General features: G+C 67.0%; 27 protein-coding genes. 26 read left to right on the top strand and 1 reads right to left on the bottom strand.

Annotation, left to right across the window (positions count from 1 at the left end; all coding sequences use genetic code 11):
• Positions 1–65: 65 nt before the first annotated feature.
• The 20 genes from QZS21_RS01145 (at position 66) to QZS21_RS01050 (ending at position 21141) form a co-directional block, all read left to right on the top strand.
• Entirely contained in the window at positions 66–1121 is a 1056-nt protein-coding gene (locus QZS21_RS01145; RefSeq protein WP_295579225.1) for a D-alanine--D-alanine ligase, read from the top strand.
• A gap of 1 nt (position 1122) precedes the next feature.
• Positions 1123–2496, top strand: coding sequence for a UDP-N-acetylmuramoyl-tripeptide--D-alanyl-D-alanine ligase (gene murF / locus QZS21_RS01140; protein WP_295579223.1), 1374 nt, complete (start codon positions 1123–1125; stop codon positions 2494–2496).
• The gene (gene abc-f, locus QZS21_RS01135) at positions 2489–4390 is read left to right on the top strand and encodes a ribosomal protection-like ABC-F family protein (protein WP_295579221.1); all 1902 of its coding nucleotides are present in this window, start codon (positions 2489–2491) and stop codon (positions 4388–4390) included. The genes murF and abc-f overlap by 8 nt, the downstream gene beginning before the upstream one ends.
• Positions 4387–5172 (top strand): YdcF family protein, encoded by a 786-nt coding sequence (locus QZS21_RS01130; RefSeq protein WP_295579219.1) that lies wholly within the window; start codon positions 4387–4389, stop codon positions 5170–5172. Before abc-f ends, QZS21_RS01130 begins: the two co-directional genes overlap by 4 nt.
• Positions 5173–5201: 29 nt before the next feature.
• On the top strand, positions 5202–5672 hold the full coding sequence (locus QZS21_RS01125) for a hypothetical protein (protein ID WP_295579217.1): 471 nt from the start codon (positions 5202–5204) through the stop codon (positions 5670–5672).
• Between the two features lie 42 nt (positions 5673–5714).
• On the top strand, positions 5715–6785 hold the full coding sequence (gene prfA, locus QZS21_RS01120) for a peptide chain release factor 1 (protein WP_295579214.1): 1071 nt from the start codon (positions 5715–5717) through the stop codon (positions 6783–6785).
• Positions 6786–6807: 22 nt separating this feature from the next.
• Positions 6808–7062 (top strand): hypothetical protein, encoded by a 255-nt coding sequence (locus tag QZS21_RS01115; RefSeq protein WP_295579211.1) that lies wholly within the window; start codon positions 6808–6810, stop codon positions 7060–7062.
• 12 nt (positions 7063–7074) lie between these two features.
• On the top strand, positions 7075–8748 hold the full coding sequence (locus QZS21_RS01110) for an L-threonylcarbamoyladenylate synthase (RefSeq protein ID WP_295579208.1): 1674 nt from the start codon (positions 7075–7077) through the stop codon (positions 8746–8748).
• A gap of 28 nt (positions 8749–8776) precedes the next feature.
• On the top strand, positions 8777–10180 hold the full coding sequence (locus QZS21_RS01105; protein WP_295579205.1) for an aminopeptidase: 1404 nt from the start codon (positions 8777–8779) through the stop codon (positions 10178–10180).
• 235 nt (positions 10181–10415) lie between these two features.
• On the top strand, positions 10416–10856 hold the full coding sequence (locus QZS21_RS01100; protein ID WP_295579203.1) for an ACT domain-containing protein: 441 nt from the start codon (positions 10416–10418) through the stop codon (positions 10854–10856).
• 19 nt (positions 10857–10875) lie between these two features.
• Positions 10876–12069, top strand: a complete 1194-nt coding sequence (locus tag QZS21_RS01095) for a homoserine dehydrogenase (RefSeq protein ID WP_295579200.1) — start codon at positions 10876–10878, stop codon at positions 12067–12069.
• A 71-nt stretch (positions 12070–12140) separates the two neighbouring features.
• Complete coding sequence (locus tag QZS21_RS01090; RefSeq protein WP_295579198.1) at positions 12141–13352, top strand: aspartate kinase; 1212 nt, start codon at positions 12141–12143, stop codon at positions 13350–13352.
• 164 nt (positions 13353–13516) lie between these two features.
• The gene (locus tag QZS21_RS01085) at positions 13517–13786 is read left to right on the top strand and encodes an ACT domain-containing protein (protein ID WP_295579195.1); all 270 of its coding nucleotides are present in this window, start codon (positions 13517–13519) and stop codon (positions 13784–13786) included.
• 12 nt (positions 13787–13798) lie between these two features.
• Positions 13799–15157 (top strand): PFL family protein, encoded by a 1359-nt coding sequence (locus QZS21_RS01080; protein ID WP_295579192.1) that lies wholly within the window; start codon positions 13799–13801, stop codon positions 15155–15157.
• Between the two features lie 152 nt (positions 15158–15309).
• On the top strand, positions 15310–15948 hold the full coding sequence (locus QZS21_RS01075; RefSeq protein WP_366557565.1) for a redox-sensing transcriptional repressor Rex: 639 nt from the start codon (positions 15310–15312) through the stop codon (positions 15946–15948).
• 45 nt (positions 15949–15993) lie between these two features.
• On the top strand, positions 15994–17073 hold the full coding sequence (locus QZS21_RS01070; RefSeq protein WP_295579185.1) for an S-layer homology domain-containing protein: 1080 nt from the start codon (positions 15994–15996) through the stop codon (positions 17071–17073).
• 84 nt (positions 17074–17157) lie between these two features.
• Complete coding sequence (locus QZS21_RS01065) at positions 17158–17331, top strand: hypothetical protein (protein ID WP_295579182.1); 174 nt, start codon at positions 17158–17160, stop codon at positions 17329–17331.
• A 190-nt stretch (positions 17332–17521) separates the two neighbouring features.
• The gene (locus tag QZS21_RS01060; RefSeq protein ID WP_295579179.1) at positions 17522–17923 is read left to right on the top strand and encodes a Mini-ribonuclease 3; all 402 of its coding nucleotides are present in this window, start codon (positions 17522–17524) and stop codon (positions 17921–17923) included.
• A 3-nt stretch (positions 17924–17926) separates the two neighbouring features.
• Complete coding sequence (locus QZS21_RS01055; RefSeq protein ID WP_295579177.1) at positions 17927–19678, top strand: NFACT family protein; 1752 nt, start codon at positions 17927–17929, stop codon at positions 19676–19678.
• A gap of 167 nt (positions 19679–19845) precedes the next feature.
• Positions 19846–21141, top strand: a complete 1296-nt coding sequence (locus QZS21_RS01050; RefSeq protein WP_295579174.1) for a cation:proton antiporter — start codon at positions 19846–19848, stop codon at positions 21139–21141.
• Between the two features lie 47 nt (positions 21142–21188).
• Here the strand turns inward: QZS21_RS01050 and QZS21_RS01045 are convergent, their stop codons facing one another.
• Positions 21189–21410, bottom strand: a complete 222-nt coding sequence (locus QZS21_RS01045) for a DUF378 domain-containing protein (protein ID WP_295579171.1) — start codon at positions 21408–21410, stop codon at positions 21189–21191.
• A 162-nt stretch (positions 21411–21572) separates the two neighbouring features.
• Here QZS21_RS01045 and thrH point away from each other — a divergent pair, with 162 nt between their 5' ends.
• The 6 genes from thrH (at position 21573) to QZS21_RS01015 (ending at position 25948) form a co-directional block, all read left to right on the top strand.
• Positions 21573–22172, top strand: coding sequence for a bifunctional phosphoserine phosphatase/homoserine phosphotransferase ThrH (gene thrH / locus QZS21_RS01040; RefSeq protein WP_295579169.1), 600 nt, complete (start codon positions 21573–21575; stop codon positions 22170–22172).
• A gap of 19 nt (positions 22173–22191) precedes the next feature.
• Positions 22192–23469, top strand: a complete 1278-nt coding sequence (locus QZS21_RS01035) for a DUF1015 domain-containing protein (protein ID WP_295579166.1) — start codon at positions 22192–22194, stop codon at positions 23467–23469.
• A gap of 140 nt (positions 23470–23609) precedes the next feature.
• The gene (locus QZS21_RS01030; RefSeq protein WP_295579163.1) at positions 23610–23765 is read left to right on the top strand and encodes a hypothetical protein; all 156 of its coding nucleotides are present in this window, start codon (positions 23610–23612) and stop codon (positions 23763–23765) included.
• A 102-nt stretch (positions 23766–23867) separates the two neighbouring features.
• Positions 23868–24743, top strand: coding sequence for a 4-(cytidine 5'-diphospho)-2-C-methyl-D-erythritol kinase (gene ispE, locus QZS21_RS01025; RefSeq protein ID WP_295579161.1), 876 nt, complete (start codon positions 23868–23870; stop codon positions 24741–24743).
• An 83-nt stretch (positions 24744–24826) separates the two neighbouring features.
• Positions 24827–25465 (top strand): stage II sporulation protein R, encoded by a 639-nt coding sequence (gene spoIIR / locus QZS21_RS01020; protein ID WP_295579159.1) that lies wholly within the window; start codon positions 24827–24829, stop codon positions 25463–25465.
• Positions 25466–25480: 15 nt separating this feature from the next.
• Positions 25481–25948 carry a VOC family protein gene (locus QZS21_RS01015; RefSeq protein ID WP_295579155.1) on the top strand — a complete coding sequence of 156 codons (468 nt, stop codon included), beginning with the start codon at positions 25481–25483 and terminating at the stop codon, positions 25946–25948.
• Positions 25949–26006 lie beyond the last annotated feature (58 nt).

The following is a 26006-nucleotide window of genomic DNA, read 5'->3' as shown; positions in this document are numbered from 1 at the left end:
AAACTGATACGGATTATAATAGGATCGGTATGGATAGCAACATGCTGCGGAAGGAATCGTGAGCTATGAAGATCGTTGTATTGGCGGGGGGCCTCTCCACGGAGCGGGCGGTCTCCCTGGTGACGGGGGCCACCGTGTGCCGGGCCCTGCGGGAGCGGGGCCACCGGGCCATCCTGGTGGACCTGTTTTTGGGGCCGGAGGAGGAGCCGGAGGATTTGGAGTCCCTGTTTGACGCGGCGGACGGCCTGTGCCCCGACGCCAAAATCGAGGCCCAGGCCCCGGATCTGGATGCAGTGCGGGCCCGGCGCAGAGGCGGCGGCGCGGGGCTGTTCGGCCCCCGCGTGCTGGAGCTGTGCGGCCTTGCGGACCTGGTGTTCCTGGGCCTCCACGGCCAGGACGGCGAGGACGGCCGGGTTCAGGCCGCCTTTGATCTTCTGGGCATCCGGTACACCGGCAGCGGGTATCTGGGCTCCGGCCTGGCCATGGATAAGGTGATGACCAAGCGGATGATGGACGCCGCCGGCATTCCCACCCCCCGGTGGCGGCTGCTGGAATACGGCCCCGGCGAGATTCCGCGCCTGGCGGCGGAGCTGCCCATGCCCTGCGTCATCAAGACCAGCGGCGGCGGCTCCTCCCTGGGCGTTTTCCTGCCGGAGGACCGGGAGGCGCTGGCGCAGGCGCTGGAGCAGGTGCGCGCCTTCGGGGGCAAGGTGCTCTGGGAGGAGCGGATTTACGGCCGGGAGCTGACGGTGGGCGTCCTGGGCGAGCGGGCGCTGCCGGCGGTGGAGATTGTGCCGGCGGAGCGGGAGTTCGACTATGCCGCCAAGTACCAGGCCGGGGGCGCCCGGGAGCTGTGCCCCGCCCCCATCACGGCGGAGCAGCAGGCGGCCATGGGGGAGCTGGCGCTGAAGCTCCACCGGACGCTGGGGCTGGAGGTATACTCCCGCACCGACTTCCTGATGGACGGCCAGGGGCGCTTTTGGTGCCTGGAGGTGAACTCCCTGCCGGGGATGACCGCCGCCAGCCTGGTGCCCAAGGAGGCCGCCGCCGTGGGCATGAGCTACGGGGAGCTGTGCGAGGAGATCGTGCGCCAATCCTATGCGCTGAAGAGGAGGGCGTGAGATGCAGCCCATGACAGTCAAAGAGATTGCCGCCGCCGTGAACGGCGTGTGGTGGAATCCCCGGGAGGGGGTGCCCGCCGTCGGCGCCGTTTGCACCGACAGCCGGAAGCTGACACCGGGGTGCCTGTTCTTGCCTTGGGTGGGGGAGATTTTCGACGGGCACGACTTCATCGACGCCGCCCTGGACGCCGGAGCAGCCGGCTGCCTCTGCGCCCGGCTGCCCCGGGACCTGCGGGCGGACAAATTTTACATCAAGGTGGACGACACCCGGCTGGCCCTGCGGGACCTGGCGGCCGCCTGCCGAAATCGATTCTCCATCCCCTTCGTCCAGATCACCGGCAGCGTGGGCAAGACCACCACGAAGGAGATGATCGCCGCCGTCTTAGGGGCGAAGCTGCGGGTTTTGAAGACCCCGGAGAACTTCAACAACGACATCGGTACCCCCCTGACGCTGCTGGGCCTGGCGCCGGAGCACCAGGCGGCGGTGATTGAGACCGGCATGAACCACGCTGGGGAGATCGCCTACCTGGGGGAGATGGTGCGGCCGGACGTGGCGGTGATCTCCAACATCGGGGACGCCCACATCGCCCACCTGGGCAGCCGGGAGGGCATCCTCCATGCCAAGTGCGAGATCTTTCAGCATTTGAAGGAGGGGGGCCTGGCGATCCTCAACGGGGACGACGCCCTGCTGGACACGGTGAAGGTGCCCTTCCGCACCGTCCGCTGCGGCCAGTCGGAGCACTGCCAGGTCCGGATTGTGGAGATCGCGGACCACGGCGTGGAGGGCATCACCTGCACCGTGGCCACCCCGCGGGACACCTACGCCCTGTCCGTCCCCGCCCCCGGGGCCTACATGGCCTATTCCGCCTCCATCGCCGTGGCGGTGGGAGAGGAGCTGGGGCTGAGCCACGACGAGATCGTGCGGGGCGCGGCGGCCTATGAGCCGGCGGGGTCCCGGATGCGGGTGGTCCGCCTGCCGGAGGGCCGGGTGCTGCTGGACGACTGCTACAACGCCAACCCCCAGTCCGTCACCGCGGCGCTGGAGGTGCTGGCCAAAACCGGCTGCGAGCGGCGGGTGGCGGTGCTGGGGGACATGGGGGAGCTGGGCGACCTGACGGATCAGGCCCACTACAACATGGGCGCCCTGGCGGCCATGCTGGGCATCGACCTGGTGGTGGCCATCGGCGCCAAGGCCGTGAAAATTGCCGACGGCGCCGCCCAGAGCGGCGGCGAGGTATTCCATTTTGCAACGAAAGAGGAGGCCGCCGCAGAGCTGGGAGAACAGCTGCTGCCCGGTACCGCCATGCTGGTGAAGGCGTCCCACGCCATGCACTTCGGCGCGCTGGTGGACCAACTGCGGAAGCGTTATGATTGAGATACAGGTAAACGGCCTGGTGAAATCCTTTGAGGTGGGGCACAACGTGCTGGACGGCCTCACCTTTCAGATTGACCAGGGCGAGCGGGTGGGTCTGCTGGGCCGCAACGGCGCCGGCAAGACCACCCTGTTCAAAATATTGACGGGGGAGCTGGACTATGACGAGGGCCAGGTCTCCCTGGGCCAGGGGCGCCGGGTGGGGCTGATCTCCCAGATTCCGGTGTATCCGGCGGGATACACCGTGGAGGACGTGCTGCGCTCCGCCTTCGCCCGGCTCCACGCCCTGGCGGAGGAGATGGAGGCCCTGGCGGGCCGTATGGCGGCGGGGGAGAGTGACCCGGCGCTGCTGCGGCGCTACGGCGCCCTGGGCGAGAAGTTTGAGGTCTTCGGCGGGTACGACACGGACGTGGCGGTAAACAAGATCGCCCAGGGCCTGTCCATCTCCGCCGAGATGCGCCGCCAGCTCTTCGACAGCCTCTCCGGCGGGGAGAAGACCCGGGTGAACCTGGGCCGCCTCATCCTGGAGGACACGGACATCCTGCTGCTGGACGAGCCCACCAACCACCTGGACCTCCACGCCACGGAGTGGCTGGAGGAGTATATCCGGCGCTTCCAGGGGACGGTGGTCACCATCTCCCACGACCGCTATTTCCTGGACCGCGCCGTTACCCGGGTCATTGAGATTCAGGACGGGAAGGCGGAGTTCTACAGCGGGAATTACAGCTTTTACGCCGTGGAGAAGGAGCGCCGTTTCCAGGAGCGGATGAAGCAGTTTGAAAAGGAGCAGGCCAAAATCCAGCAGCTGGAGAAGGCGGCGGAGCAGCTGCGGCTGTGGGCCTTCCAGGGCATGGACAAGACCTACCGCCGGGCCATCTCCATGGAGCGGCGGATTCAGCGGATGCGGACCACGGAAAAGCCCACCAAGGCCCGGAAGATGGACGCCCGCTTCGCCACCACTGAGTTCCACGGGGACGAGGTGCTGGGGCTGCGGGGCCTGGCCAAGTCCTACGGGGACAAGCGGCTGTTCGACGGCATCAGCCTCAAGATCGAGGGCGGGGAGCGCATCGCCCTCATCGGGGACAACGGCACCGGCAAGTCCACCCTCATCAAGATGATCGTGGGGGAGCTGTATCCCGACGATGGCCGCATCCGCACCGGACCCCAGGTGCGCCTGGCCTACCTGCCCCAGATCATGCACTTCGACCACCCGGACTGGAACCTGGTGGAGAACATGATGGCCGCCAAAAAGGGCCTGTCCGCCCAGAGCGCCCGGAACCGGCTGGCGGCCTACGACTTCCGGGGGGAGGACGTGCTCAAGCCGGTGTCCGTCCTCTCCGGCGGCGAACAGAGCCGCCTGCGGCTGTGCATGCTGATGGACGACGAGATCAACTTCCTGATTCTGGACGAGCCCACCAACCACCTGGACATCGACTCCCGGGAGTGGATCGAGGAGGCGGTGGAGGCCTACGATGGGACGCTGCTCTTCGTCTCCCACGACCGGTATTTCATCAACCGCTTCGCCACCCGCATCTGGGAGCTGTCGGAGGGCACCATCACCGACTACCCCATGGGCTTTGCCCAGTACCGGGCCATGAAGGCCCAGGAGGAGGCGGAGCGGGCCGAGGTGCCGAAGCCCGCGAGGGAGAAGCCCGCGGCGGAGCGCCCCGCCCGGGGCAACAAGGCCCAGCAGGCCGCCCGGAAGCAGCTGACCATCTGCGAGCGGGACATCGCCCGGGCGGAGGAGCGGATCGCCGCCCTGGAGGCGGACATGGAGGCGGCCGCCTGCGACTATGAGAAGCTGAGCGGCCTGGTCCAGGAGAAGGAGGCTGCCCAGGAGGAGCTGGACGCCCTGTACGGAAAGTGGGAGCAGCTCAGCGAGGAGGCCGGGGAATGACGGCCCGGCGGCGGATATTTCTGAATAGGGGAGAACAGGGCCTGTGGGCCCTGGCGGCGCTGTTTCTGGTGTCGGCGGGGCTGTGCCTGTGGGTGTTCCCCGGGGCCCGGTTTTCCGGCTGGCTGTCCCTAGCGCTGGCGGGCGTGTGCGCCGCGGCGGTGGGGTTGGGCCGCTGGGCGGCCCGCAGCCGGACGGGAAAACTGGTCCGGCGGCTGTTTGGCGGCGTGCTGGCGGCGGGACTGCTGCTGTTTTTGCTCGTGGAGGGGATGCTGCTCTCCCACGGGGAGCGGGACAACGCCGCCCTCCCGGCGGACGCGGTGATCGTCCTGGGGGCGGGGGTCAACGGCCAGACGCCCTCCCTGATTCTTCAGACCCGCATCGACGCGGCGGCGGCCTATCTGGCGCGGCACCCGGAGGTGCCGGCGGTGCTGTCCGGCGGCCAGGGGCCGGGGGAGGACATCTCGGAGGCGGAGGCCATGCGCCGGGGGCTGACGGCCCAGGGCATCGACGGCGGCAGGCTGCTGCTGGAGGACCGCTCCACCTCCACGGCGGAGAACTTCGCCTACTCCAAGGCCCTGCTGCAGGAGGCGGGGGTGGACACGGACACGGCGGTGATCGCCGTGGTCACCAGCGACTTCCACTGCTTCCGGGCCCACCTCATCGCGGAGCGGGCGGGGCTCTCCGTCTTCGACCTCCCCGCCCAGGTCCCCTGGCGGCTGCTGTCCGTCAACTACTATGTGAGAGAATTCTTCGCCCTGGGGAAGACCCTGGTGTTTGATTGAGGTAACGCATGATGAAAGACGTCTTATGTATGTATTATTCCAGAACGGGCAATACCAAAAAGGCCGCGGAGGAGATCGCGGCGGATTTGGGCGCCGAGCTGGTGGAGCTGCGGGACGAGGTGGACCGGAGCGGGTGGAAGGGCTGGCTCCGCTGCGGGCTGGACGCCATGCGCCGCACCACGGCGCCCCTGCTGCCCTTTGAGACGGCGCGGCCCCTGGGGGAGTACCGCCTGGTGATCGTGGCCACCCCGGTGTGGGCCGGGCGGTGCAGCAGCGTGACCAGGGCCTTTTTGAAAAAGCACGGCGGAAAGCTGAAAAACGCCGCCTACGTGGTCACCCGGGGCAGCGAGGAGAAGAGCGAGGAGGTCTACGAGCAGATGGACCTTTACGCCCCCTGCGGCCACGCGGCCGCCGTGTCGCTGCGGGTGGACTCTGTGGGCTACGCCTTCTGGCGGGAGGAGTTCCTCCGCCAGGTGCGGGATTTTTTGGACCAGCAGTAGGCGCCGCCCCCTTTTCGGCAGATTTTGGAGAGGAGGGAGCCCATGCTGGAAAAACTGAAGGCGCTGGCGCTGCGGTATGAGGACCTGGAGGCCCAATTGGCGGACCCGGCGGTGTACGGCGACGCGGAGCGTCTGCGGCGCATCAACCGGGAGCTGAAAGACCTGACCCCCGTGGCGGAGGCCTGGCGGGCCTGGGAACAGGCGGAGCGGGCCCGGACGGAGGCGGAGGCGCTGCTCCGGGATCCGGACTTCCGGGAGCTGGCCCAGGAGGAGTGGACCCGGGCCCGGGAGGAGCAGGAGCGGCTGGAGCAGGAGCTGCGCCGCCTGCTGCTGCCCAGAGACCCCGACGACCACCGCAGCGTCATCATGGAGCTGCGCAGCGGCGTCGGCGGCGAGGAGGGGGCGCTGTTTGCCGCGTCCTTGCTGCGGATGTACACCATGTACGCCCAGGACCGGGGCTGGAAGGCGGACATCGTGTCCCTGAACGGGACGGAGCTGGGCGGCGTGAAGGAGTGCAGCCTCCTCATCGAGGGGGAGGGCGCCTTCTCCCGGCTGAAATACGAGAGCGGCGTCCACCGGGTCCAGCGGGTGCCGGAGACGGAGTCCGGCGGCCGCATCCACACCAGCGCCGCCACGGTGGCGGTGCTGCCGGAGGCGGAGGAGGTGGAGTGCGCTGTGGACCCGAAGGACCTCCAGATCGACACCTACCGGGCCTCCGGCGCCGGCGGGCAGCACGTGAACAAGACGGAGTCCGCCATCCGCATCACCCATTTGCCCACGGGGCTGGTGGTGGAGTGCCAGGACGAGCGGAGCCAGTATAAGAACAAGGACAAGGCCATGAAGGTGCTGCGCTCCCGGCTCTACGAGCTGGAGCGGGAGAAGCAGGCCGCCGCCACCGCCGCCCAGCGGCGGAGCCAAGTGGGCAGCGGGGACCGCTCGGAGCGCATTCGCACCTACAACTTCCCCCAGGGGCGGGTCACGGACCACCGCATCGGCTTGACGCTCTACAAACTCGACGCCGTGATGGACGGCGCCCTGGACGAGCTGATCGATGCCCTGGTGACGGCCAGCCAGGCGGAACGGCTGCAAAACGGGGCGGAGGCCCCGGAGTGAGGCGCCGGGTCCGCGCCGCGCTGTGCCTGCTGGCCTGGGGCCCACCCTGCTGATCGGCGGGTGCGAGGCCGTTCTGGTGTGGCTGTGGCGGCAGGGGACGCAGTGCGTGGCGCAGTTCGGCGCGGCGGAGAACCCCTATGCGGCGGATGCCGGCCTATTCGCCGTGCTGTTGCTGCCGCTGTTTGCGCTGGCGCTGTGCTGGGCGATTTACGGTACGGGACGATGGAAGGACGATTGGAAAAAACGGGCGGGCAGAGCGCCCGGTGAAGAGAGATAGAGGCGAGAACTTATGATGCAGACGATCTATTACGACTTGCGGGACACCAAGGGGCAGCAAAAGGAGATTGAGGACAAGATCTCCGCCGCCGCCAAGATTCTGCGGGAGGGGGGCTTGGTGGGCATTCCCACGGAGACGGTCTACGGCCTGGGGGCCAACGGCCTGGACGGCGCCGCCGTGCGGCGGATTTTTGAGGCCAAGGGCCGCCCCCAGGATAACCCCCTGATCCTCCACGTCACCGGGCCCCAGTGGCTGCCCCGGTACTGCGCGGACATCCCGCCCATCGCCTACGTGCTGGCCCGGAAGTTCTGGCCCGGCCCCCTGACGATGATCCTCAAGCGCAGGCCCATCGTCCCCGACGAGACCACGGCGGGGCTGGACACCGTGGCCATGCGCTGTCCCAACCACCCCGTCACGCTGGCCATCATCCGGGAGGCGGGCATCCCCATTGCCGCCCCCAGCGCCAACACCTCCGGCCGACCCAGCTGCACCACGGCCCAGGACGTGCTGGAGGACATGGACGGCAAGATCGAGGGCGTGGTGGACGGCGGCCCCTGCACCGTGGGGGTGGAGTCCACCATCCTGGATTTGACCTGCGAGCCCCCCCGGCTGCTGCGGCCCGGCGGGCTGCCGCTGGAGGATTTGGAGCGGCTGATCGGCCACGTGGCCGTGGACAAGGCGGTGACCGGCGCCCTCTCGGAGGGGGAGACCCCCAAGGCCCCCGGCATGAAGTACCGCCACTACGCCCCCCAGGCCCCCGTCACAGTGGTCACCGGCGCGCCGGCGGCCTCCGCCCGGGAGATTCAGCGGCGGGCGGGCCCCACCTCCGGCGTCATCTGCTTCGAGGAGTACGCCCACTTGTTCCAGGGGCGGGAGGTCCACACCCTGGGCCCCAGCGGCGACAAGCTGGTGCAGGCCCAGCGGGTGTTCGACGCCCTTAGGACCTTTGACGGCAGCGGTGTGACGGAGATTTACACCCAGTGCCCCGACAACCGGGGCCTGGGCCTGGCCATCGGCAACCGGCTGAAAAAGGCCGCCGGCTTCCGGGTGGTGGAGGCGGACAGCCAGCGGGTGGTGCTGGGCATCACCGGCGGCACCGGCGCGGGGAAGACCAGCGCCCTCAACGCCATCCGGGAGCTGGGCGGCACCGTCATCGACTGCGATGCCGCTTATCACGAGATGCTGGCCCAGAGCGAGGAACTGCGCAACGCCATCAACGAGAAGTTCCCTGGTGTGTTCCGGGCCAGCGGGGAGCTGGACCGGCAGAAGCTGGGCCAGGAGGTCTTTGCCAAAAAGGACCGGCTGGAGCAGCTCAACGCCATTGTGTACCGTTTCCTGGTGCCGGAGCTGGAGCGGCGGGTGGAGGGGCTGGAGGACGGCCTTTACGCCATCGACGCCATCAACCTGCTGGAGAGCGGGCTGGACCGGCTGTGCGACCGCACCGTCGCCGTGACGGCGCCCATGGAGCTGCGGGTCCGGCGGATCATGGCCCGGGACGGCATCACCGAGCAGTACGCCCGGCTGCGGATCTCCGCCCAGAAGCCGGACGAGTACTACCGCGGCAAATGCGACGGCGAGCTGGCCAACGCCGCCGACACGGCGGAGGCCTTCCAGGCGGACGCCCGGCTGTACTTCCAGCGGATGGTGGAGTCCATCCGGGAGGAGAAGCGCCACGGGGCGGTTTGAATCAAGAGCTTATAGGAGGAACGACGGAATGTCTGAGGAGATCAAGGAACTGAAAAAGCGGCTGCTCACCAGCCGGAAAAACGGCTATGACCGGGTGAGCCGGCAGGATCAGGACGCCGCGGCGGCCTACTGCGCCGGCTACGCGGCCTTCCTGGACGCCGGAAAGACGGAGCGGCTGTGCGCCGCTGAGACCGTCCGTCTGGCGGAGGCGGCGGGCTACCGGCCCTATGTCCGGGGCATGGCGGTCCAAAGCGGCGATAAGCTGTATGTCCTGAACCGGGGCAAGGCGGTGATGCTGGCCCATATCGGCCGCAAGAGCCTGGCGGAGGGCGCCCAGATCGCCGCCGCCCACATCGACTCCCCCCGGCTGGACCTGAAGCCCACCCCTCTCTATGAGGAGGGGGAGCTGGCCTATTTCAAAACCCATTACTACGGCGGGATCCGCAAGTACCAGTGGGTCACCATCCCCCTGGAGCTCCACGGCGTGGTGGCGCTGAAAAACGGCGGCAGCGTGCAGGTGAACATCGGCGCCGACCCGGGGGACCCCCGGCTGGTCATCACGGATTTGCTGCCCCACCTGGGGATGGAGCAGAACAAGAAGCCCCTGGGAGAGGCCATCCCCGGCGAGACGCTGAACCTGCTGCTGGGCAGCCGCCCCATCGGGGACGAGGAGGACACCGGCCGGGTGAAGCTGGCGGTGATGCAGCTGCTCCACGAGAAGTACAGCATCACGGAGGACGACTTCGCCTCCGCCGAGCTGGAGGCGGTGCCCGCGGTGAAGGCCTGCGACATCGGCCTGGACCGCAGCATGCTGGGCGCCTACGGCCACGACGACCGGGTGTGCGCCTACGCCGCGCTGAAAGCCCTGCTGGACCTGGAGGAGACCCCCGCCAAGACCGCCGTGTGCATCCTGGCGGACAAGGAGGAGATCGGCTCCGACGGCGTGACGGGAATGCAGTCCGCCGCCTTCGACACCTTCATGGAGGACCTGTGTGCCGCCCAGGACGTGCCGGTGCGGGTGTGCTTTGAGCAGTCCTTCTGCCTCAGCGCCGACGTGACGGCGGCCTACGACCCGGACTTCGGGGAGGTGTACGAGAAGCGGAACGCCGCCTATCTCAACTACGGCATCGGCCTTTGCAAGTACACCGGCGCCCGGGGCAAGTCCGGCGCCTCCGACGCCGACGCGGAGACCGTGGCCTACGTGCGGCGGCTGTTTGACGAGGCGGGCGTCCTCTGGCAGATCGCGGAGCTGGGGAAGGTGGACGCCGGCGGCGGCGGGACCGTGGCCATGTATATGGCCAACCGGAACATCACCACCCTGGACGCCGGGGTGCCGGTGCTCAGCATGCACGCGCCCTTTGAGACGGTGGCGAAGCTGGACTGCTACGAGACGTATCTGGGCATGAAGGCCGTCTACCGGGCGGAACAATAAGCGTGGGGGAGGCCGCCGGAGGGCGGCCTCTCATTTTGCCCCGGGGACGGTCCTCTTCGTCCCCGGCAGGGGGCGCGGGCCCCCGGACTGTCAATTTGCCCACCTGGGGCGGACATTCCGCCGCCAGATTCCCCGTTTTCTCCAAAAGAAAATGCGCGCCTTCGGTTGTGCCGGGGAGAAAAGTATGGTATTATGAGCAACATGTAAAGACAAATGACCGTAGGAGGCGGACGAAATGGGCAAGGCGATCAAGTATTACATTGTGGCGGCGGAGGCGCTGCCGGAGATTTTCATCAAGGTGGCGGAGGCCAAGCGGATGATGCAGACCGGCGAGGTGGAGACCGTGGGCGCGGCCACCCGGTTGGCGGGCATCAGCCGCAGCGCGTTCTACAAGTACAAGGACGCCGTGCAGCCCTTCAACGACATGAAGTCGGAGCATATCATCACCTTCTATGCCATGCTGAAGGACACCTCCGGCGTGCTGAGCCGGGTGCTGTCGGTGTTCGCCACCTCCGGGGCAAACATCCTCACCATCAACCAGAGCATCCCCACCAACGGCTGCGCGGCGGTGACCATCTCCGCCGAGACCAGCGACATGGCGGAGTCCCTGGAACAGCTCCTGGCCGACGTGGGGGGACTGGACGGCGTGGTGAAATTCGAGATTCTGGCAGGCTGAGAGAAAGAGGAAACGAGCGATGATACAGATTGCGATCCTGGGCCTTGGCACCGTGGGAACGGGGGTTGCCAAGGTGGTGGCGGAAAACGCCAAGCAGATTGAGCGGAAGCTGGGGGAGCCCCTCCAGGTGAAGACCGTCCTGGTGCGGCATTTCAAGGACGGCCCCTACCGCCAATTGATGACAGACGACTTCACGAAGGTGGAGGAGGACGACGCCATCCGGGTGGTGGTGGAGACCATCGGCGGCGTGGGCGCCGCCTACGAGTACACCAGGCGGGCGCTGCTGGCGGGCAAGCACGTGGTCACCGCCAACAAGCAATTGGTGGCGGAGCGGGGCTGCGAGCTGTTGGAGCTGGCCAGGAAGAAGGGCGTCAGCTACCTCTTTGAGGCCAGCGTGGGCGGCGGCATCCCCATCCTCCACCCCCTGACCCAGTGCATGGCCGCCAACCGCATCGACGAGGTGTACGGCATTTTGAACGGTACCACCAACTATATCCTCACCCGTATGGTCCGCAGCGGCGCCTTTTTCTCCGACGCCCTGCGGGAGGCCCAGGCCAAGGGCTACGCCGAGGCGGACCCCACCGCCGACGTGGAGGGCATCGACGCCGGGCGGAAGATCTGCATCCTGGCGGACCTGGCCTTCGGCCACCAGGTGGACCCCGCCGCCGTGCCCATGGAGGGCATCACCAAGCTGTCCCTCCGGGACGTGAAGGTGGCCCAGCGGGCCGGATACCGCATCAAGCTGCTGGGCCGGGCGGTGCGGCTGCCCGGCGGGGGCCGGACGGCCTACGTGGCGCCCCACCTCATCCCCGAGGACAACCCGCTGGCCAGCGTGGAGGACGTGTTCAACGCCGTCATGGTCCGGGGCAACGCCACCGGCGACGTGATGTTTTACGGCAAGGGCGCCGGGGAGCTGCCCACCGCCTCCGCCTGCGTGGCGGACGTGATGGAGTGCCTTCAGTCCAGCCCCCGGCGGGAGGAGATCGGCTGGTCGGCGGACGGCGAGGGCTTCCAGAGTCCCCAGGAGCTCCACACCCGGTACTATTTCCGCATCGAGGGCAGCCTCACCGACGCCGCCATGGCCTTCGGCCAGGTGGAGGTCCTCAGTGAGGACGGCGAGACCGCCTTCCTGACGGACCGCATCAGCGGCCTGGAGGCCCGGCAGCAGTCCCGCTTTTTGAACGTGCTGGCCTGTATGCGGGTGCTGGCCTGATTCCCAAATGCTCCGGGCCCGCGTATGATGGGGCGGAGGGGTACTCAATCTGAAGCAAAGAAGGAAACACTATGAGTCTGATCGTACAAAAATTCGGCGGCAGCTCCGTGAAAGACGCCAAGCGCATCCGGAATGTGGCCGGTATCATTGCGGAGACCTACTTAGAGGGCAACGATGTGATCGTGGTGCTGTCCGCCCAGGGCGACACCACCGACGAGCTCATCGCCAAGGCGGAGGAGATCAATCCCCACGCCTCCAAGCGGGAGATGGATATGCTGCTCTCCACCGGCGAGCAGATCTCCGTATCCCTGTGCGCCATGGCGCTGGAGGCCATGGGGCTGCCCTGCGTATCTTTGGCGGCCTGGCAGGTGGGCATTCAGTCCACCAACATCCACTCCGACGCCCGCATCCGGAAAATCGACTCCGAGCGGGTCCAGGCGGAGCTGGATCAGCACCGCATCGTCATCGTCACCGGCTTCCAGGGCGTGGACCGGCAGGGCGACGTCACCACCCTGGGCCGGGGCGGGTCCGACACCAGCGCCGTGGCCCTGGCCGCCGCCTTCCGGGCGGACCTGTGCCAGATTTACACCGACGTGGACGGCGTGTACACCACCGATCCCCGCATCGTGCCCAACGCCCGCAAGCTGGACGAGATCACCTACGACGAGATGCTGGAGCTGGCGTCCCAGGGCGCCCAGGTGCTCCACAACCGCAGCGTGGAGCTGGCCAAGAAGTTCAGAGTGAATTTGGAAGTTGTTTCCAGCCTGGAACGGAAGCCTGGAACGAAAGTTAAGGAGGTCACCAAAGTGGAGAAAACCAACATCGCCGGTGTGGCGAAGGATACCAGCATTGCCCGGGTCGCCCTGATCGGCCTGCAGCACAACCCCGGCGTCGCCTTCCAGGTGTTCGATCTTTTGAGCAAGCACAACATCAATGTGGACGTGATTTTGCAGTCCATCGGCCGTCAGGAGACCAAGGACATCACCTTCACCGTCCACAAAAAGGACCTGGCGGAGACGGAGGATATCCTCAACGAGCACCGGGAGGCTCTGCGCTTCGACCACATTGAATCCGACGACAGCATCGGCAAGGTGTCCATCGTGGGCGCCGGGCTGATGAGCAACTGCGGCGTGGCCGCCCGGATGTTCGAGGCCCTCTATGAGGCGGGCATCAACATCCAGATGATCAACACCTCCGAAATCCGGGTCTCCGTCCTGCTGGACGAGGAGGACGTGAACCGGGCGGTGAAGGCCATCCACGCCAAGTTCTTCGACGAGGCATGAGACCGTCCGGGGGGCAAAGCCCCCCGGACGCCCTGCGGCCCGCCGGGGGCGCATTTCCGCGGCCCGGCGGGCCCTTCCCCGGGGGAGGCGCGCCGTTTCCCCCGCCCCCGGGGGGCATTGTGACACCATCAGCCATTCCGTCCCGTTTTTTAAGGAGGAACATTATGAACGCCATCGTTACCGTCGTGGGCCAGGACCGGGTGGGCATCATCGCCGCCATCTGCAACCGGCTGGCCGGCTTCAACGTCAACATCCTGGACATCTCCCAGACCATCCTGCAAGGCTCCTTCACCATGGTCATGGCCGTGGACCTCAGCGCCGCCAGCGCCCCCTTCGGGGACCTCAGCGCCGCCCTGGCGGAGCTGGGCGGGGAGATGGGGCTCTCCATCCGCATCCAGCGGGAGGAGATTTTCAACGCCATGCACGCCATTTGAGGAGGAGTGGATATGCTCAGTCAGAAGGACATCCTCTCCACCATTGAGATGATCGACCAGCAGCACCTGGACATCCGCACCATCACCATGGGCATCTCCCTGCTCAGCTGCTGCGACCCGAACCCCCGGCGGGCCTGTGAGAAGATTTACGAGAAGATCACCCGGTATGCCGAAAAGCTGGTGCGCACCGGCGAGGACATCGAGCAGGAGTTCGGCATCCCCATCGTCAACAAGCGCATCTCCGTCACCCCCATGGCCCTGGTGGCCGGGGCCAGCGACACGGAGGACTACGTGCCCTTCGCCGAGGCCCTGGACCGGGCGGCCAAGACCTGCGGCGTCAACTTCATCGGCGGCTACTCCGCCCTGGTGCAGAAGGGGCTGACGGCGGCGGACGAGCGGCTGATCCGCTCCATTCCCGAGGCCATGGCCCGGACGGAGCTGGTGTGCGCCTCTGTCAACGTGGGCTCCACCAAGGCGGGCATCAACATGGACGCCGTGGCCCTCATGGGCCGGATCATCAAGGAGACCGCCCGGGCCACTGCGTCCCGGGACGGCCTGGGCTGCGCCAAGCTGGTGGTGTTCTGCAACGCCGTGGAGGACAACCCCTTCATGGCCGGCGCCTTCCACGGCGTGGGCGAGGCGGAGAAGGTCATCAACGTGGGGGTCTCCGGCCCCGGCGTGGTGTACCACGCCCTCCAGGCGGTGAAGGGCCAGCCCTTCGACGTGGTGGCGGAGACGGTGAAAAAGACCGCCTTCCGGATCACCCGCATGGGCCAGCTGGTGGCCCAGGAGGCCAGCCGCCGGCTGGACACCCCCTTCGGCATCGTGGATTTGAGCCTGGCCCCCACCCCCGCCGTCGGGGACAGCGTGGCCCGCATCCTGGAGGAGATGGGCCTGGAGACCTGCGGCACCCACGGCACCACGGCGGCCCTGGCGCTGCTGAACGATGCGGTGAAGAAGGGGGGCGTCATGGCGTCGTCCAGCGTGGGCGGCCTCTCCGGCGCCTTCATCCCCGTCAGCGAGGACGAGGGCATGATCGCCGCCGCCAAGGCGGGGACGCTGTGCCTGGACAAGCTGGAGGCCATGACCTGCGTGTGCTCCGTGGGGCTGGACATGATCGCCGTCCCCGGCGACACCCCGGCCGAGACCCTCTCCGCCATCATCGCCGACGAGGCGGCCATCGGCATGGTGAACTGCAAGACCACCGCCGTGCGCCTGCTGCCCACCCCCGGCAAGACCGTGGGGGACACCATCGAGATGGGCGGGCTGCTGGGCAGTGCCCCGGTGATGCCGGTCCACCGGGAGTCCAGCGCCGCCTTCATCGCCCGGGGCGGCCGCATCCCCGCGCCGCTCCACAGCCTGAAAAACTGAACCGAAGCCCCGAAAAGGACCGCCGTAGGCGGTCCTTTTTTCCCGTGGAAGGGGCTGCAAAAAATTTTCTCCCGGAAGATTGTTAAAAAATTTGACAAGTCGAAACTTTTGGTCTAAACTAGGGGAAAACCGAGGGAAACCTTTGAACGGGAGTGAGTCACTTGAAAAAAGAGAATATTTCCGACGCTGTGGTTCGGCGCCTGCCCCGCTATTACCGCCAGCTGACGGAATTGTGCGCCCGCGGTGTTGTGCGCATTTCCTCCCATTCCCTGGGGCAGGAGATGAACATCACCGCCTCCCAGATTCGCCAGGATTTCAGCTGCTTCGGCGAGTTTGGCCAGCAGGGCTACGGCTATAATGTGGAGGAGCTGCGCTCCGAGATCGGCCACATTCTGGGCGTGGACAACAACCACCACCTCATCATGATCGGCGTGGGCAACCTGGGCCACGCGCTGTTGCAGAACTTCCGGTTTTCCCAGAGCGGCTTTACCGTGGACGCCGCCTTCGACGTGGCCCCCACGGTGGCGGGGACCACGGTGAACGGCGTGCCGATTTACGCCATGCGGGATCTGGAGAGCTACATCCGGGAGCACCCCGTGGACGTGGTGGTGCTGACCATCCCCCAGTCCGTGGCCCAGGAGACGGCCAACCGCCTCATCAGCCTGGGGGTCCGGGGGTTCTGGAACTTCACGAACGTGGAGCTGTCCAGCAGCGAGCCGGACGTGAAGTTTGAGAACATCCACTTTGCGGACAGCCTCCTCACCCTCAGCTACCGCATTGCCAACCGCTGACGCCGCCGCTGCGGCGCCGGGCTGACGAAAGGATTTGGGATACATATGATCAAAAAGACCGCACTTTTGCTGCTGGCGTGCTTGGTGCTTGGGGCGGCGGCCCTGGCCGCCGGCGGCAGCGGCGACCCCCTGGCCTCCCTGTCCTACCTGGCGGGCACCTTTTCGGACACCTTGGACCGCCAGATCGACCGGCGGCTGGACGCGTCCGACCAGGCGCTGCTGGAGGGGGCGGCGGACGGCGGCGGCGCCGGGGAGACGGCCGCCGTCTGGGCGGAGACCCGCCTGAAGGCGGGAGACGCCCTGCTGGGCAGCACCGGCACCGGGGTGCTGGTGCTGGCGGGCAGCGTGCAGGTCCACTGCACCACGGGCACGGTGGTGGACGTCTCCGCCGGGACCACGGTGCCCAGCGGCGCCACCCTCTCCACCGGGCACCGCTATCTGGCGGCGGAGGACACCAGCGCCGTGTTCACCGTCACCAGCAAGACCGCCGTGGTGGACTACCAGGGCCCCTACGCCTTCACCTACTCCGGGGAGGTGGACTATAACGCCGCCGCCGCCGCGCTGAAGACACTGCACCTGTTCCAGGGCAGCTTCACTGGATACGGCCAGGGCTTCGACCTGGAGGCGGCGCCCACCCGGCTCCAGGCCCTCATCATGTTCATCCGGGTGCTGGGGGAGGAACAGCAGGCCCTGGCCTGGACCGGGACCACCCCCTTCACCGACATCCAGCGGGGCAGCCAGGCGGAGAAGTACGTGGGCTACGCCTATGCCATGGGCTATACCAACGGGTACAGCGCCACCAGCTTCCGCCCCGCCGGGGCGGTGAATGCCTATCAGTACACGGAGTTCGTCCTCCGGGCCATGGGGTACAGCTCCGCCGCCAATACGAACCTGGCGGACACTCTGACCCGGGCCCGGGACTGCGGCGTGCTGACGGAGGGGGAGGTGGCCATGCTCCAGCGGGACCCCTTCCTGCGGGCGGAGCTGGCCTATCTCTCCTACTACGCCCTGGAGGCCGTCCTGCCCGACGGCGGGACCCTGGGGGAGCGCCTGGAGGAGAAGGGCGTCTTCACCCGGGCGGAGTGGGACGCGGCCCGGGGACAGGTCCCCGGCTGGCGTTTGTGAAATCCGCCCGCACACCCGGCACAGGACCGCATACTATGGATTGAGACCGCTCCGGTCGGTCTACATTTCATAGGAGGTCCCGATATGTGCAATAATGGCTTTGGTGGCGGCAACTGCTGCTGGATCATCATCCTGCTGATCATCGTTTGGTGCTGCTGCGGAAATGGCGGCTGGGGTGGCTGCGGCAACAGCTGCGGCTGCGGCAACAACTGCGGCTGCGGCAACAACTGCGGTTGCAATCCCGCTCCCTGCTGCTGATTCCCCTCCCGAGATACCGGCGCCCCGGGTCCGAAAGGACCCGGGGCGCCTTGCCGTGCTCCGGCGGGGGAGGGGGGATGACAAACGGGCCCGGGCGTGGTATAATGCCCGGGTACGGGGCGGCGAATCCAAGGTTGTCCGCCCTGAAAAAGCCGTTTTTCCGGAAAACGGTGCAAAGACGGAGAAAACCATGGAAAACTATTTGCAGACCGAGCTGACGGACGATCAGCTGCGTGCCATCAGCTCCATCGGGCTTGCCCACATGGGGGACGCGGTGTTTGAAATTCTGGTGCGGACCTGGCTGTGCGCCCACGGAAAGGCCACCGGCAAGGGACTGCACCAGGCCACCATCCGCCTGGTGTGCGCCGAGAGCCAGGCCCAGCGGGCCCGGCGCATCCTGCCGCTGCTGACGGAGGAGGAGGCGGCGGTGCTCCGCCGGGGCCGCAACGCCCAGGTCCGCTCCGTCCCCAGCCACGCCAGCCGGGCCCAGTACGCCGAGGCCACCGCCCTGGAGGCGCTGCTGGGCTGGCTGTACCTGAAGGGCCGGAGAGAGCGGATCAACGAATTGTTCTGCGCAATGATGGAGGAATGACCCATGCCCCTGGACGCAATCTGTTTACAGGCAATCGTCGCGGAGCTGCGGCCCCAGCTGCTGGGGCTGCGGATTGACAAGGTGCAGCAGCCCTCCCGGGAGCAGGTGATTTTGCTGCTGCGGGGAAACCGGCGGCTGCTGCTGAACGCCGGGGCCAACGCCCCCCGCATCCAGCTCACGGCCCTCCCCCGGGACAACCCGGCGGAGCCGCCCATGTTCTGCATGCTGCTGCGCAAGCACCTGGTGGGCGCCCGGGTGGCGGATCTCACCCAGCCCGCCCTGGAGCGGCTGGTGCGGCTGGAGCTGGACATCACCGACGACTTCGGCTGCCCCGGCCGGCGGACGCTGGTGCTGGAGGCCATGGGCCGCCGGTCCAACCTGATCCTGCTGGACGGGGAGGGCCGGGTGGTGGACTGCCTGCGCCGGGTGGACGCGGACATGTCCGCCAGCCGCCAGGTGCTGCCGGGGCTGTTTTACCAGCCCCCCGCCTCCACCGGCCGCCTGCCGGCGACGGAGGAGACGGAGGCGGGCTTCCGGGAGAGGCTGGCCGCCGCCAACCAGGAGCGGCAGCTGGATGCCTTTTTGCTGGACACCTATTTCGGCATCTCCCCCCTGATGGCCCGGGAGCTGGCCTTCCGGACGGCGGGGGAGACGGACCGACGCCTCTTTGAGCTGGGGCCGGCGGGGACGGAGCGCTTCTGGCGGGAGCTCTCCGGCTTTTTGGAGGCCGTCCGGGAGGGCCGCTTTACGCCGCTGTGCCTGCGGCGGGAGGGCCGCATGATGGAGTTTGCCTGCCTGCCCGTGGGCCAGTACGGCGGGGCGGTGGAGAGCGAGACCTGGGAGAGCTTCTCCGCGCTGCTGGACGCCTTCTACGAGGCCAGGGAGCGCCAGGAGCGGACCCGGCAGCGGGGGGCGGACCTGATCCGCACCGCCACCACCGCCCGGGACCGGCTACGGCGGAAGCTGGCCCTCCAGGAGAGGGACTACGCCGAGACCCAGAATCGGGACCATCTGCGGATCTGCGGGGACCTCATCACCGCCAACCTCTACCGGATGGAGCGGGGGGCGGCCTCTCTGACCTGTGAGAACTTCTACGACGAGGGCGGCGGGGACATCACCATCCCCCTGGACCCGCTGCTGACGCCCCAGCAGAACGCCGCCAAATACTATAAGCGCTACACCAAGGCCAAGACGGCGGAGCGCTACCTCCGGGAGCAGATGGAGATCGCCCGGCGGGACGAGGCGTATCTGGAGAGCGTGCTGGAGGAGATCGCGGAGGCGGAGACGGAGCAGGACTTCCTGGACATCCGCAGCGAGCTGCGCTCCGCCGGATTCCTGCGCGGGCAGGAGAAGAAGGCTCCCCGGCGGGCGGCGGGACCCCGGGAGTTCCGCACCAGCGGCGGCTTCCGGGTGCTGGTGGGCCGCAACAACCGCCAGAACGACCAGCTCACCATGAAGGACGCGGACCACCGGGACCTGTGGTTCCACACCCAGAAAATCCACGGCTCTCACGTGATTTTGTGCACCGGCGGCCGGGAGCCGGAGGACGCCGACCTGGTGGAGGCGGCGCTTCTGGCGGCCTGGTACTCCCAGGCCCGGGAGAGCGGCAACGTGCCGGTGGACTACACGCCGGTGAAAAACGTGAAAAAGCCCGCCGGCGCCCGCCCCGGCATGGTGATTTACACCACCTGCCGGACCGTGAACGTGACGCCGGAGGCGGAGACGGTGAAGCTTCTGGCCGTCAAATCCAAATAGCGGGACGGGGACCACTTCCGAAGATGGGGGTGGTCCCCCTTTCCGTCCGGAGATACTTAACAAAATCCAAACGCCGTTTTGTTCAAATTCACCATTGCAAACCGGTGGGAAAGGACTACAATGAAGGTCTCCCTGGAGTAAAACGTTTTCGGAGGAAGGGAAGTCCTATGTCTTATCATTATTTGCTGGACCTGGCGCTGATCCTGTTGAGCACCAAGCTGCTGGGCCTGATCACACAGAGATTTCAAATGCCCCAGGTGGTGGGTGCGCTGCTGGCGGGCCTGATTCTGGGGCCGGCGGGGTTTAATATCCTGACGGAGACCGACTTTTTGTCCCGGCTGAGTGAGCTGGGAGTCATTGTACTGATGTTCTCCGCCGGTATGGGCACCGATATTCAGGAGCTCAAGCGCAGCGGCCGGGCCGGGTTTTTGGTGGCGCTGCTGGGCGTTCTGGTGCCCCTGGTGATGGGCACCGCCCTGGCCTGGGGCGCGGGCCGCCTGGGCATGATCGACAGCGGTAGCTTTTTGGAGGACGTGTTCGTGGGCACCGTCCTGACGGCCACCTCCGTCTCCATCACCGTGGAGACCCTGAAGGAGATGGGGAAGCTGGACACCCGGGTGGGCAACACCATCCTGGCGGCGGCCCTCATCGACGACGTGCTGGGCCTCATCGCCCTGACCATCGTCAGCAGCGTGGCCGGGGGACAGGAGAGCCTGGCCCTGGTACTGGTGAAGATCGTGCTGTTCTTCCTGTTCGCCCTGGCGATGGGCTGGGGCGCCAACCGGCTGTTCTGCTGGATGCTGGAAAAGCAGCACGGCTGGGCATCCCACCGCAACTCCGTCCTGGCCTTTGTGCTGTGCCTGCTGATGGCCTACTGCGCCGAGGAGTTCTTCGGCGTGGCGGACATCACCGGCGCCTATGCGGCGGGGCTGGTGGTGGCCTGCACGCCCAAGGGCACCTATATCCAGTCCAAATTTAATCCCCTGGGGTATCTGCTGCTGACGCCGGTGTTTTTCGCCGGCATCGGCATCAATGTACAGCTCACCGCCATGAGCGGCGGGCTGGTGCTGTTCTCCGTGCTGCTGCTGGTGGTCTCCGTCATCTCCAAGATGGCGGGGTGCGGCCTGGGGGCCCGGCTCTGCCAGTTCAGCGGGCGGGAGAGCCTCCAAGTGGGCGTGGGCATGGTGTGCCGCGGCGAGGTGGCGCTGATCGTGGCCAACCGGGGGCTGGCCATGGGCGTGCTGAGCCAGAGCCTCATGACGCCCGTCATCATCACGGTGGTGGGAGGCACCATCCTCACCCCCATTTTGCTGAAGCTGGCCTTCCGCGGCCAGCCGGAGAGCCGGATGGAGTCCAGCGGGCTGACGGACCGCTACGAAAAGGTGGATCAGCTGGACATCGTCTCCCAGGAGCTGCTGAACCGGGATCAGGCGCTGCGGGAGAAGAAGGACGCCGCCCAATGAACAAAGAGAAGCCGCGGCGCACAGCGCCGCGGCTTCTCTTCGCTTTTTCAGGCGGCGTGGGGCTCCTGGCCGGCCTCTTCGCCGGAGCGGAACAGCAGCGTGATGCACCACAGGCCCGCCAGTCCCACCAGGGCGTAGATCACCCGGGACAGAACCGCCATCTGGCCGCCGCAGAGAAAGGCCACCGTATCGAAGCCGAACAGGCCGATACCGCCCCAGTTCAGGGCGCCGATGATGGCCAAGAGCAGCGCGATCTTGTCGATAATCATGCAAAAACCTCCCATCAAGGATTTGGGGGTAGTTTGTCCCATCCGGCGAAAAGTATGCCTTTTTCCGCCGGAGGAGCGGGAATTTTGGAAATGCGATTGAAATGGGCGGGCGGGCTATTGTATAATCAGGTCAAATCCTGAAAATTGTAAAGGGGAGAGACCATGAATATTGTTTGCCTGGATATGGAGGGCGTTCTGGTGCCCGAAATCTGGATCGCCTTTGCGGAGGCCAGCGGCATCCCGGAGCTCAAGCGCACCACCCGGGACGAGCCGGACTACGACAAGCTGATGAAGTGGCGGCTGGGGATTTTGAAGGAGCACGGCCTGGGCCTGCGGGAAATCCAGGCCACCATCGCCAAAATCGACCCGCTGCCGGGTGCCAAGGCCTTTTTGGATGAGCTCCGCAGCCTCACCCAGGTGATCGTCCTCAGCGATACCTTTGAGGAGTTTGCCAAGCCCCTGATGGAGAAGCTGGGCTGGCCCACCATCTTCTGCAACGCGCTGGAGGTGGCGGAGAGCGGCGAGATCACCGGCTTCCGGATGCGCTGTCCCCAGTCCAAGCTGACCACCGTCAAGGCGCTGCAATCCATCGGCTACGAGACCATCGCCAGCGGCGACAGCTACAACGACCTGGGCATGATCCAGGCCAGCAAGGCGGGCTTCCTCTTCAAGAGCACGGACAAGATTAAGGCGGACCACCCGGAGCTGCCCGCCTACGAGACCTTCGACGAGCTGCTCCGCGCCATCCGAGCGGCGCTGTGAGCGTGGGGGAGGATACGGTATGAAGGAGTGTTTCCGGTCCCTGGGCTTTTATCCCGCGGACATTCTCCTGCCCCGGGAGGCCGACATGACCAAGTGGGCCGTGGTGGCCTGCGACCAGTTCACCTCCCAGCCGGAGTACTGGCAGGCGGTGGCGGACACGGTGGGGGACGCTCCCTCCACCCTGCGGCTGATTCTGCCGGAGGCCGGGCTCAGCGGCCCGGAGGTGGAGCGGGACATCGCCGCCATCAACGGCGCCATGGAGGACTATCTGGCCCGGGACCTGTTCCGGACGCTGCCGGAGAGCCTGCTCTACATCCAGCGCACCCAGTCCGACGGAAGGGTGCGCCGGGGCCTCATCGGCATGGTGGACCTGGAGCAGTACGACTTCACCCCCGGCAGCGGCGCCCTGATCCGGGCCACCGAGGGCACGGTGCTCTCCCGCATCCCGCCCCGGGTGCGGGTCCGGCGCAACGCCCCCCTGGAGCTGCCCCATGTGATGTTGCTGATCGACGACCCGGACAGGACCGTGATCGAGCCGCTGGACCCCGCCGGGATGGAGCCGCTCTACGACTTTGCTCTCCAGCAGGGGGGTGGGCACCTCCGGGGCTGGCGGCTGACGGCGGAGCAGACCGACGCCGTGGCGGCGGCTCTGGCGGGTCTGTGCACTCCGGCGGAGATGGAGCGGAAGTACGGCCTGGGCGGCGCGGCGCCGCTGCTGTTCGCCGTGGGGGATGGAAACCACTCCCTGGCCACCGCCAAGCAGTGCTATGAGGATTTGAAAAAGGTGACGCCGGAGGAGCAGTGGGCGGACCTGCCCGCCCGGTACGCCCTGGTGGAGGTGGTGAACAACCACGACGACGCTCTCCGCTTCGAGCCCATCCACCGCGTCCTCTTCCACGTGGACCCGGAGGCGTTTCTGGCGGCGTTCCGCGCCGCCTATCCCGACGCCTGCGAGGGGCAGGGAGAGGGCCACGTGCTGGAGTGCGTCTGGGCGGGGCACGACAGGTATCTCACCGTGCCGAACCCGGCGGTGCAGCTGGCGGTGGGCACCCTCCAGAGCGTGATTGACGGGTACTTGCAGCAGCACCCGGAGGCGGAGGTGGACTACATCCACGGCGAAGACGTGACGCGGGAGCTGGCGTCCCGGGACGGCTGCATGGGCTTTTTGCTGCCCGCCATGGAAAAGGAGCAGCTGTTCAAAACCGTCATGGCCGACGGCGTGCTGCCCCGCAAGACCTTCTCCATGGGCCACGCCCAGGACAAGCGGTACTACGTGGAGGCCCGGAAAATTCGTTGATTTCACCAAGCCCCGGCTGAAAATTTTTTCAGCCGGGGGCTTTTCTTTTTTCGACGGGTGTGGTACTATTGAACTAAGAAGAGAGAGGCGGCATAAAATAGTTTAGTGAAATCAACCAAACGTCGGGAAAGGAGCAAGTGATGATGGGACTGTTTCAAAGTGCGCTGTACCTGGGCGGGGGACTGATCTTCCTCATTCTGCTGCTCCTGCCTGCGCTGTTCCTGCTGTCCATCAGCGTATTGTATATGGTGATGGAGGTCATTTGGCGGTTTCGCAGGAGACGGGGCCTCTTTTGAGGAGACGGACGCCGGGGCTGTGGAGATTCCACGGCCCCGGCTTTTTTTTGCGTCCGGGATGTGGTAGAATCGTGTCCGTGAAGAGACGAGAGGAGGCGCGGCGTGAAACAGACGAGAACGGCCCCGTGCAAGGTGAATCTGGCGCTGGACATCCTGGGCCGGCGGGAGGACGGATACCACGACTTGCGGATGGTGATGCAGACGGTGTCCCTCTGCGACACCGTGACGGTGGAAGAGCGGGGGACGGGCTTCGCGCTCCACACCGGCGGGACCTTCCTCCCGGCGGGGCGGAAATCCCTGGAGCAGCGGGCGGCGGAGGCCTTCTACGCCTTTTTGGGGCGGCCCATGCCGGGGCTGGCGGTGACGCTGGAAAAGCGGGTCCCGGCCTACGCGGGCCTGGGCGGCGGCAGCGCCGATGTGGCGGCGCTGCTGCGCCTGCTGCGCCGGGCCTACTGCCCGGAGCTGTCCACGGCGGATTTGGAGCGCATCGGCTTTGCGGTGGGCAGCGACATGCCCTTCTGCGTCCGGGGGGGGACCGCCCTGGCGGAGGGCAGGGGCGAGGTGCTGACGGACCTGGCGCCGCTGCCGCCCTGCCATCTGGTGCTGTGCAAGCCGGACTTCGGCATTCCCACGCCGGAGCTGTTCGCCCGGGTGGACGGCGGGGAGCTGTCCCGCCGCCCGGATACCGGCGGCATGGCGGCGGCTCTGGCGGCGGGGGACCTGGCGGGGGTAGCGGCCCGGCTGGGCAATGTATTCGAGGAGGTGCTGCCGGCGGAATACGGCGCGGTGTTTGCCATCAAGGACCGCCTGCGGGAGCTGGGGGCCATGAACGCCGCTATGAGCGGCTCCGGTCCCACGGTGTTCGGCCTCTTCCGGGAGGAGGCGGCGGCGGCCCGGGCGGCGGAGACGCTGCGGCGGACCTATGCCCAGACCTTTCTGGCCCGGCCCGTGGGGCGGCTGGACGAGGAGGAGAATTGAAAAATTTTCCGAAAAAGTGAATAAAAACGGAGCGTTCCGTCCATGATGGGTGCAACACCTACATAGAAAGGGACGGAACACAGATGAAAACAGCTACAAAAACTGCAAATTATAAATGGAAAGCGGTGGAGGTCGCCCTGCTGCTGGGGCTGGCGGTATTCCTGGCCTCCGGGGCGCTGGCCCTGCGGACCCAGGACCAGCTGGCGGACAAGGTGGTGCGGCTCCACGTTTTGGCCAACTCCGATTCGGAGGAGGACCAGGCGCTGAAGCTGCGGGTCCGGGACAGAGTGCTGGAGCGGGCCACGGAGCTGCTGGAGCAGTCGGCGGACCGGCGAGAGGCGGAGGGCCTGCTCCGGGGCAACCTGCTGGAGCTGGAGCGCATCGCGGCGGAGGAGATCGCCGCCGCCGGCTATGCGTACCCGGTGACGGCGGAGCTGACGGAGACCGTCTTCCCCACCAAGGAGTACGACGGCTTCACCCTGCCCGCCGGGGAGTACCTGGCCCTGCGCATCGTCATCGGGGAGGGCGGCGGCCAGAACTGGTGGTGCGTGGTGTTCCCGCCGCTGTGCACCGCCGCGGCGGCGGAGGTCCCCGCCTCCGCCCTGGCGGCGGGCTTTTCCGAGGAGGAGGTGGGCCTCATCACCGAGGAGGACCGGGGCTACGTGCTGAAATTCAAAACCGTGGAGCTGTGGGAACAGCTGAAAGAGAACTGGAATCGCTGAGGTGGAGAGATGGAGATGGGCACGCCGCGTCTGGCGGTGCGGGACCTGGGCCGGTCCCTGGCGTTTTACCGGCGGGTGCTGGGGCTGGAGGTGGTGCAGGACTTGGGCGACGCCGTGGTGCTGACCGGGGGACTGTCCCTCCAGACCCTGGAGAGCTGGGCTGCCCTGCTGGGCCGTCCGGCGGCGGAGGTGGCTTTCGGGGGCGCCGCCGGGGAGCTGTCCTTCACGGCGGAGGACTTCGACGCCGTGCTGAAGGCTCTGGAGAGCGTCCCGGATCTGGAGCTGGTGCACCCGCCTCTGGAGCGCCGGTGGGGCCAGCGGGCGGTGCGCCTGTACGACCCGGACCGGCACCTTTTGGAGGTGGCGGAGCCCCTGGCCCAGGTGTGCCGCCGGTTCCGGGACAGCGGCCTCAGCGAGGAGGGCGTGGCCCGGCGGATGGCGGTGACGGTGGAATTCGTCCGCCAGCAGCTAGAGGCGCGATGAGAGAATCAAAAAGGGCCGCCCGGTAGGGCGGCCCTTTCGCGGGTCGAAAGCGTCTTGC

The organism is uncultured Oscillibacter sp. (assembly GCF_900544955.1).
In the GTDB taxonomy this organism is placed as follows: Bacteria; Bacillota; Clostridia; order Oscillospirales; family Oscillospiraceae; genus Oscillibacter.
This window is presented reverse-complemented; position numbering and strand designations above follow the sequence as displayed.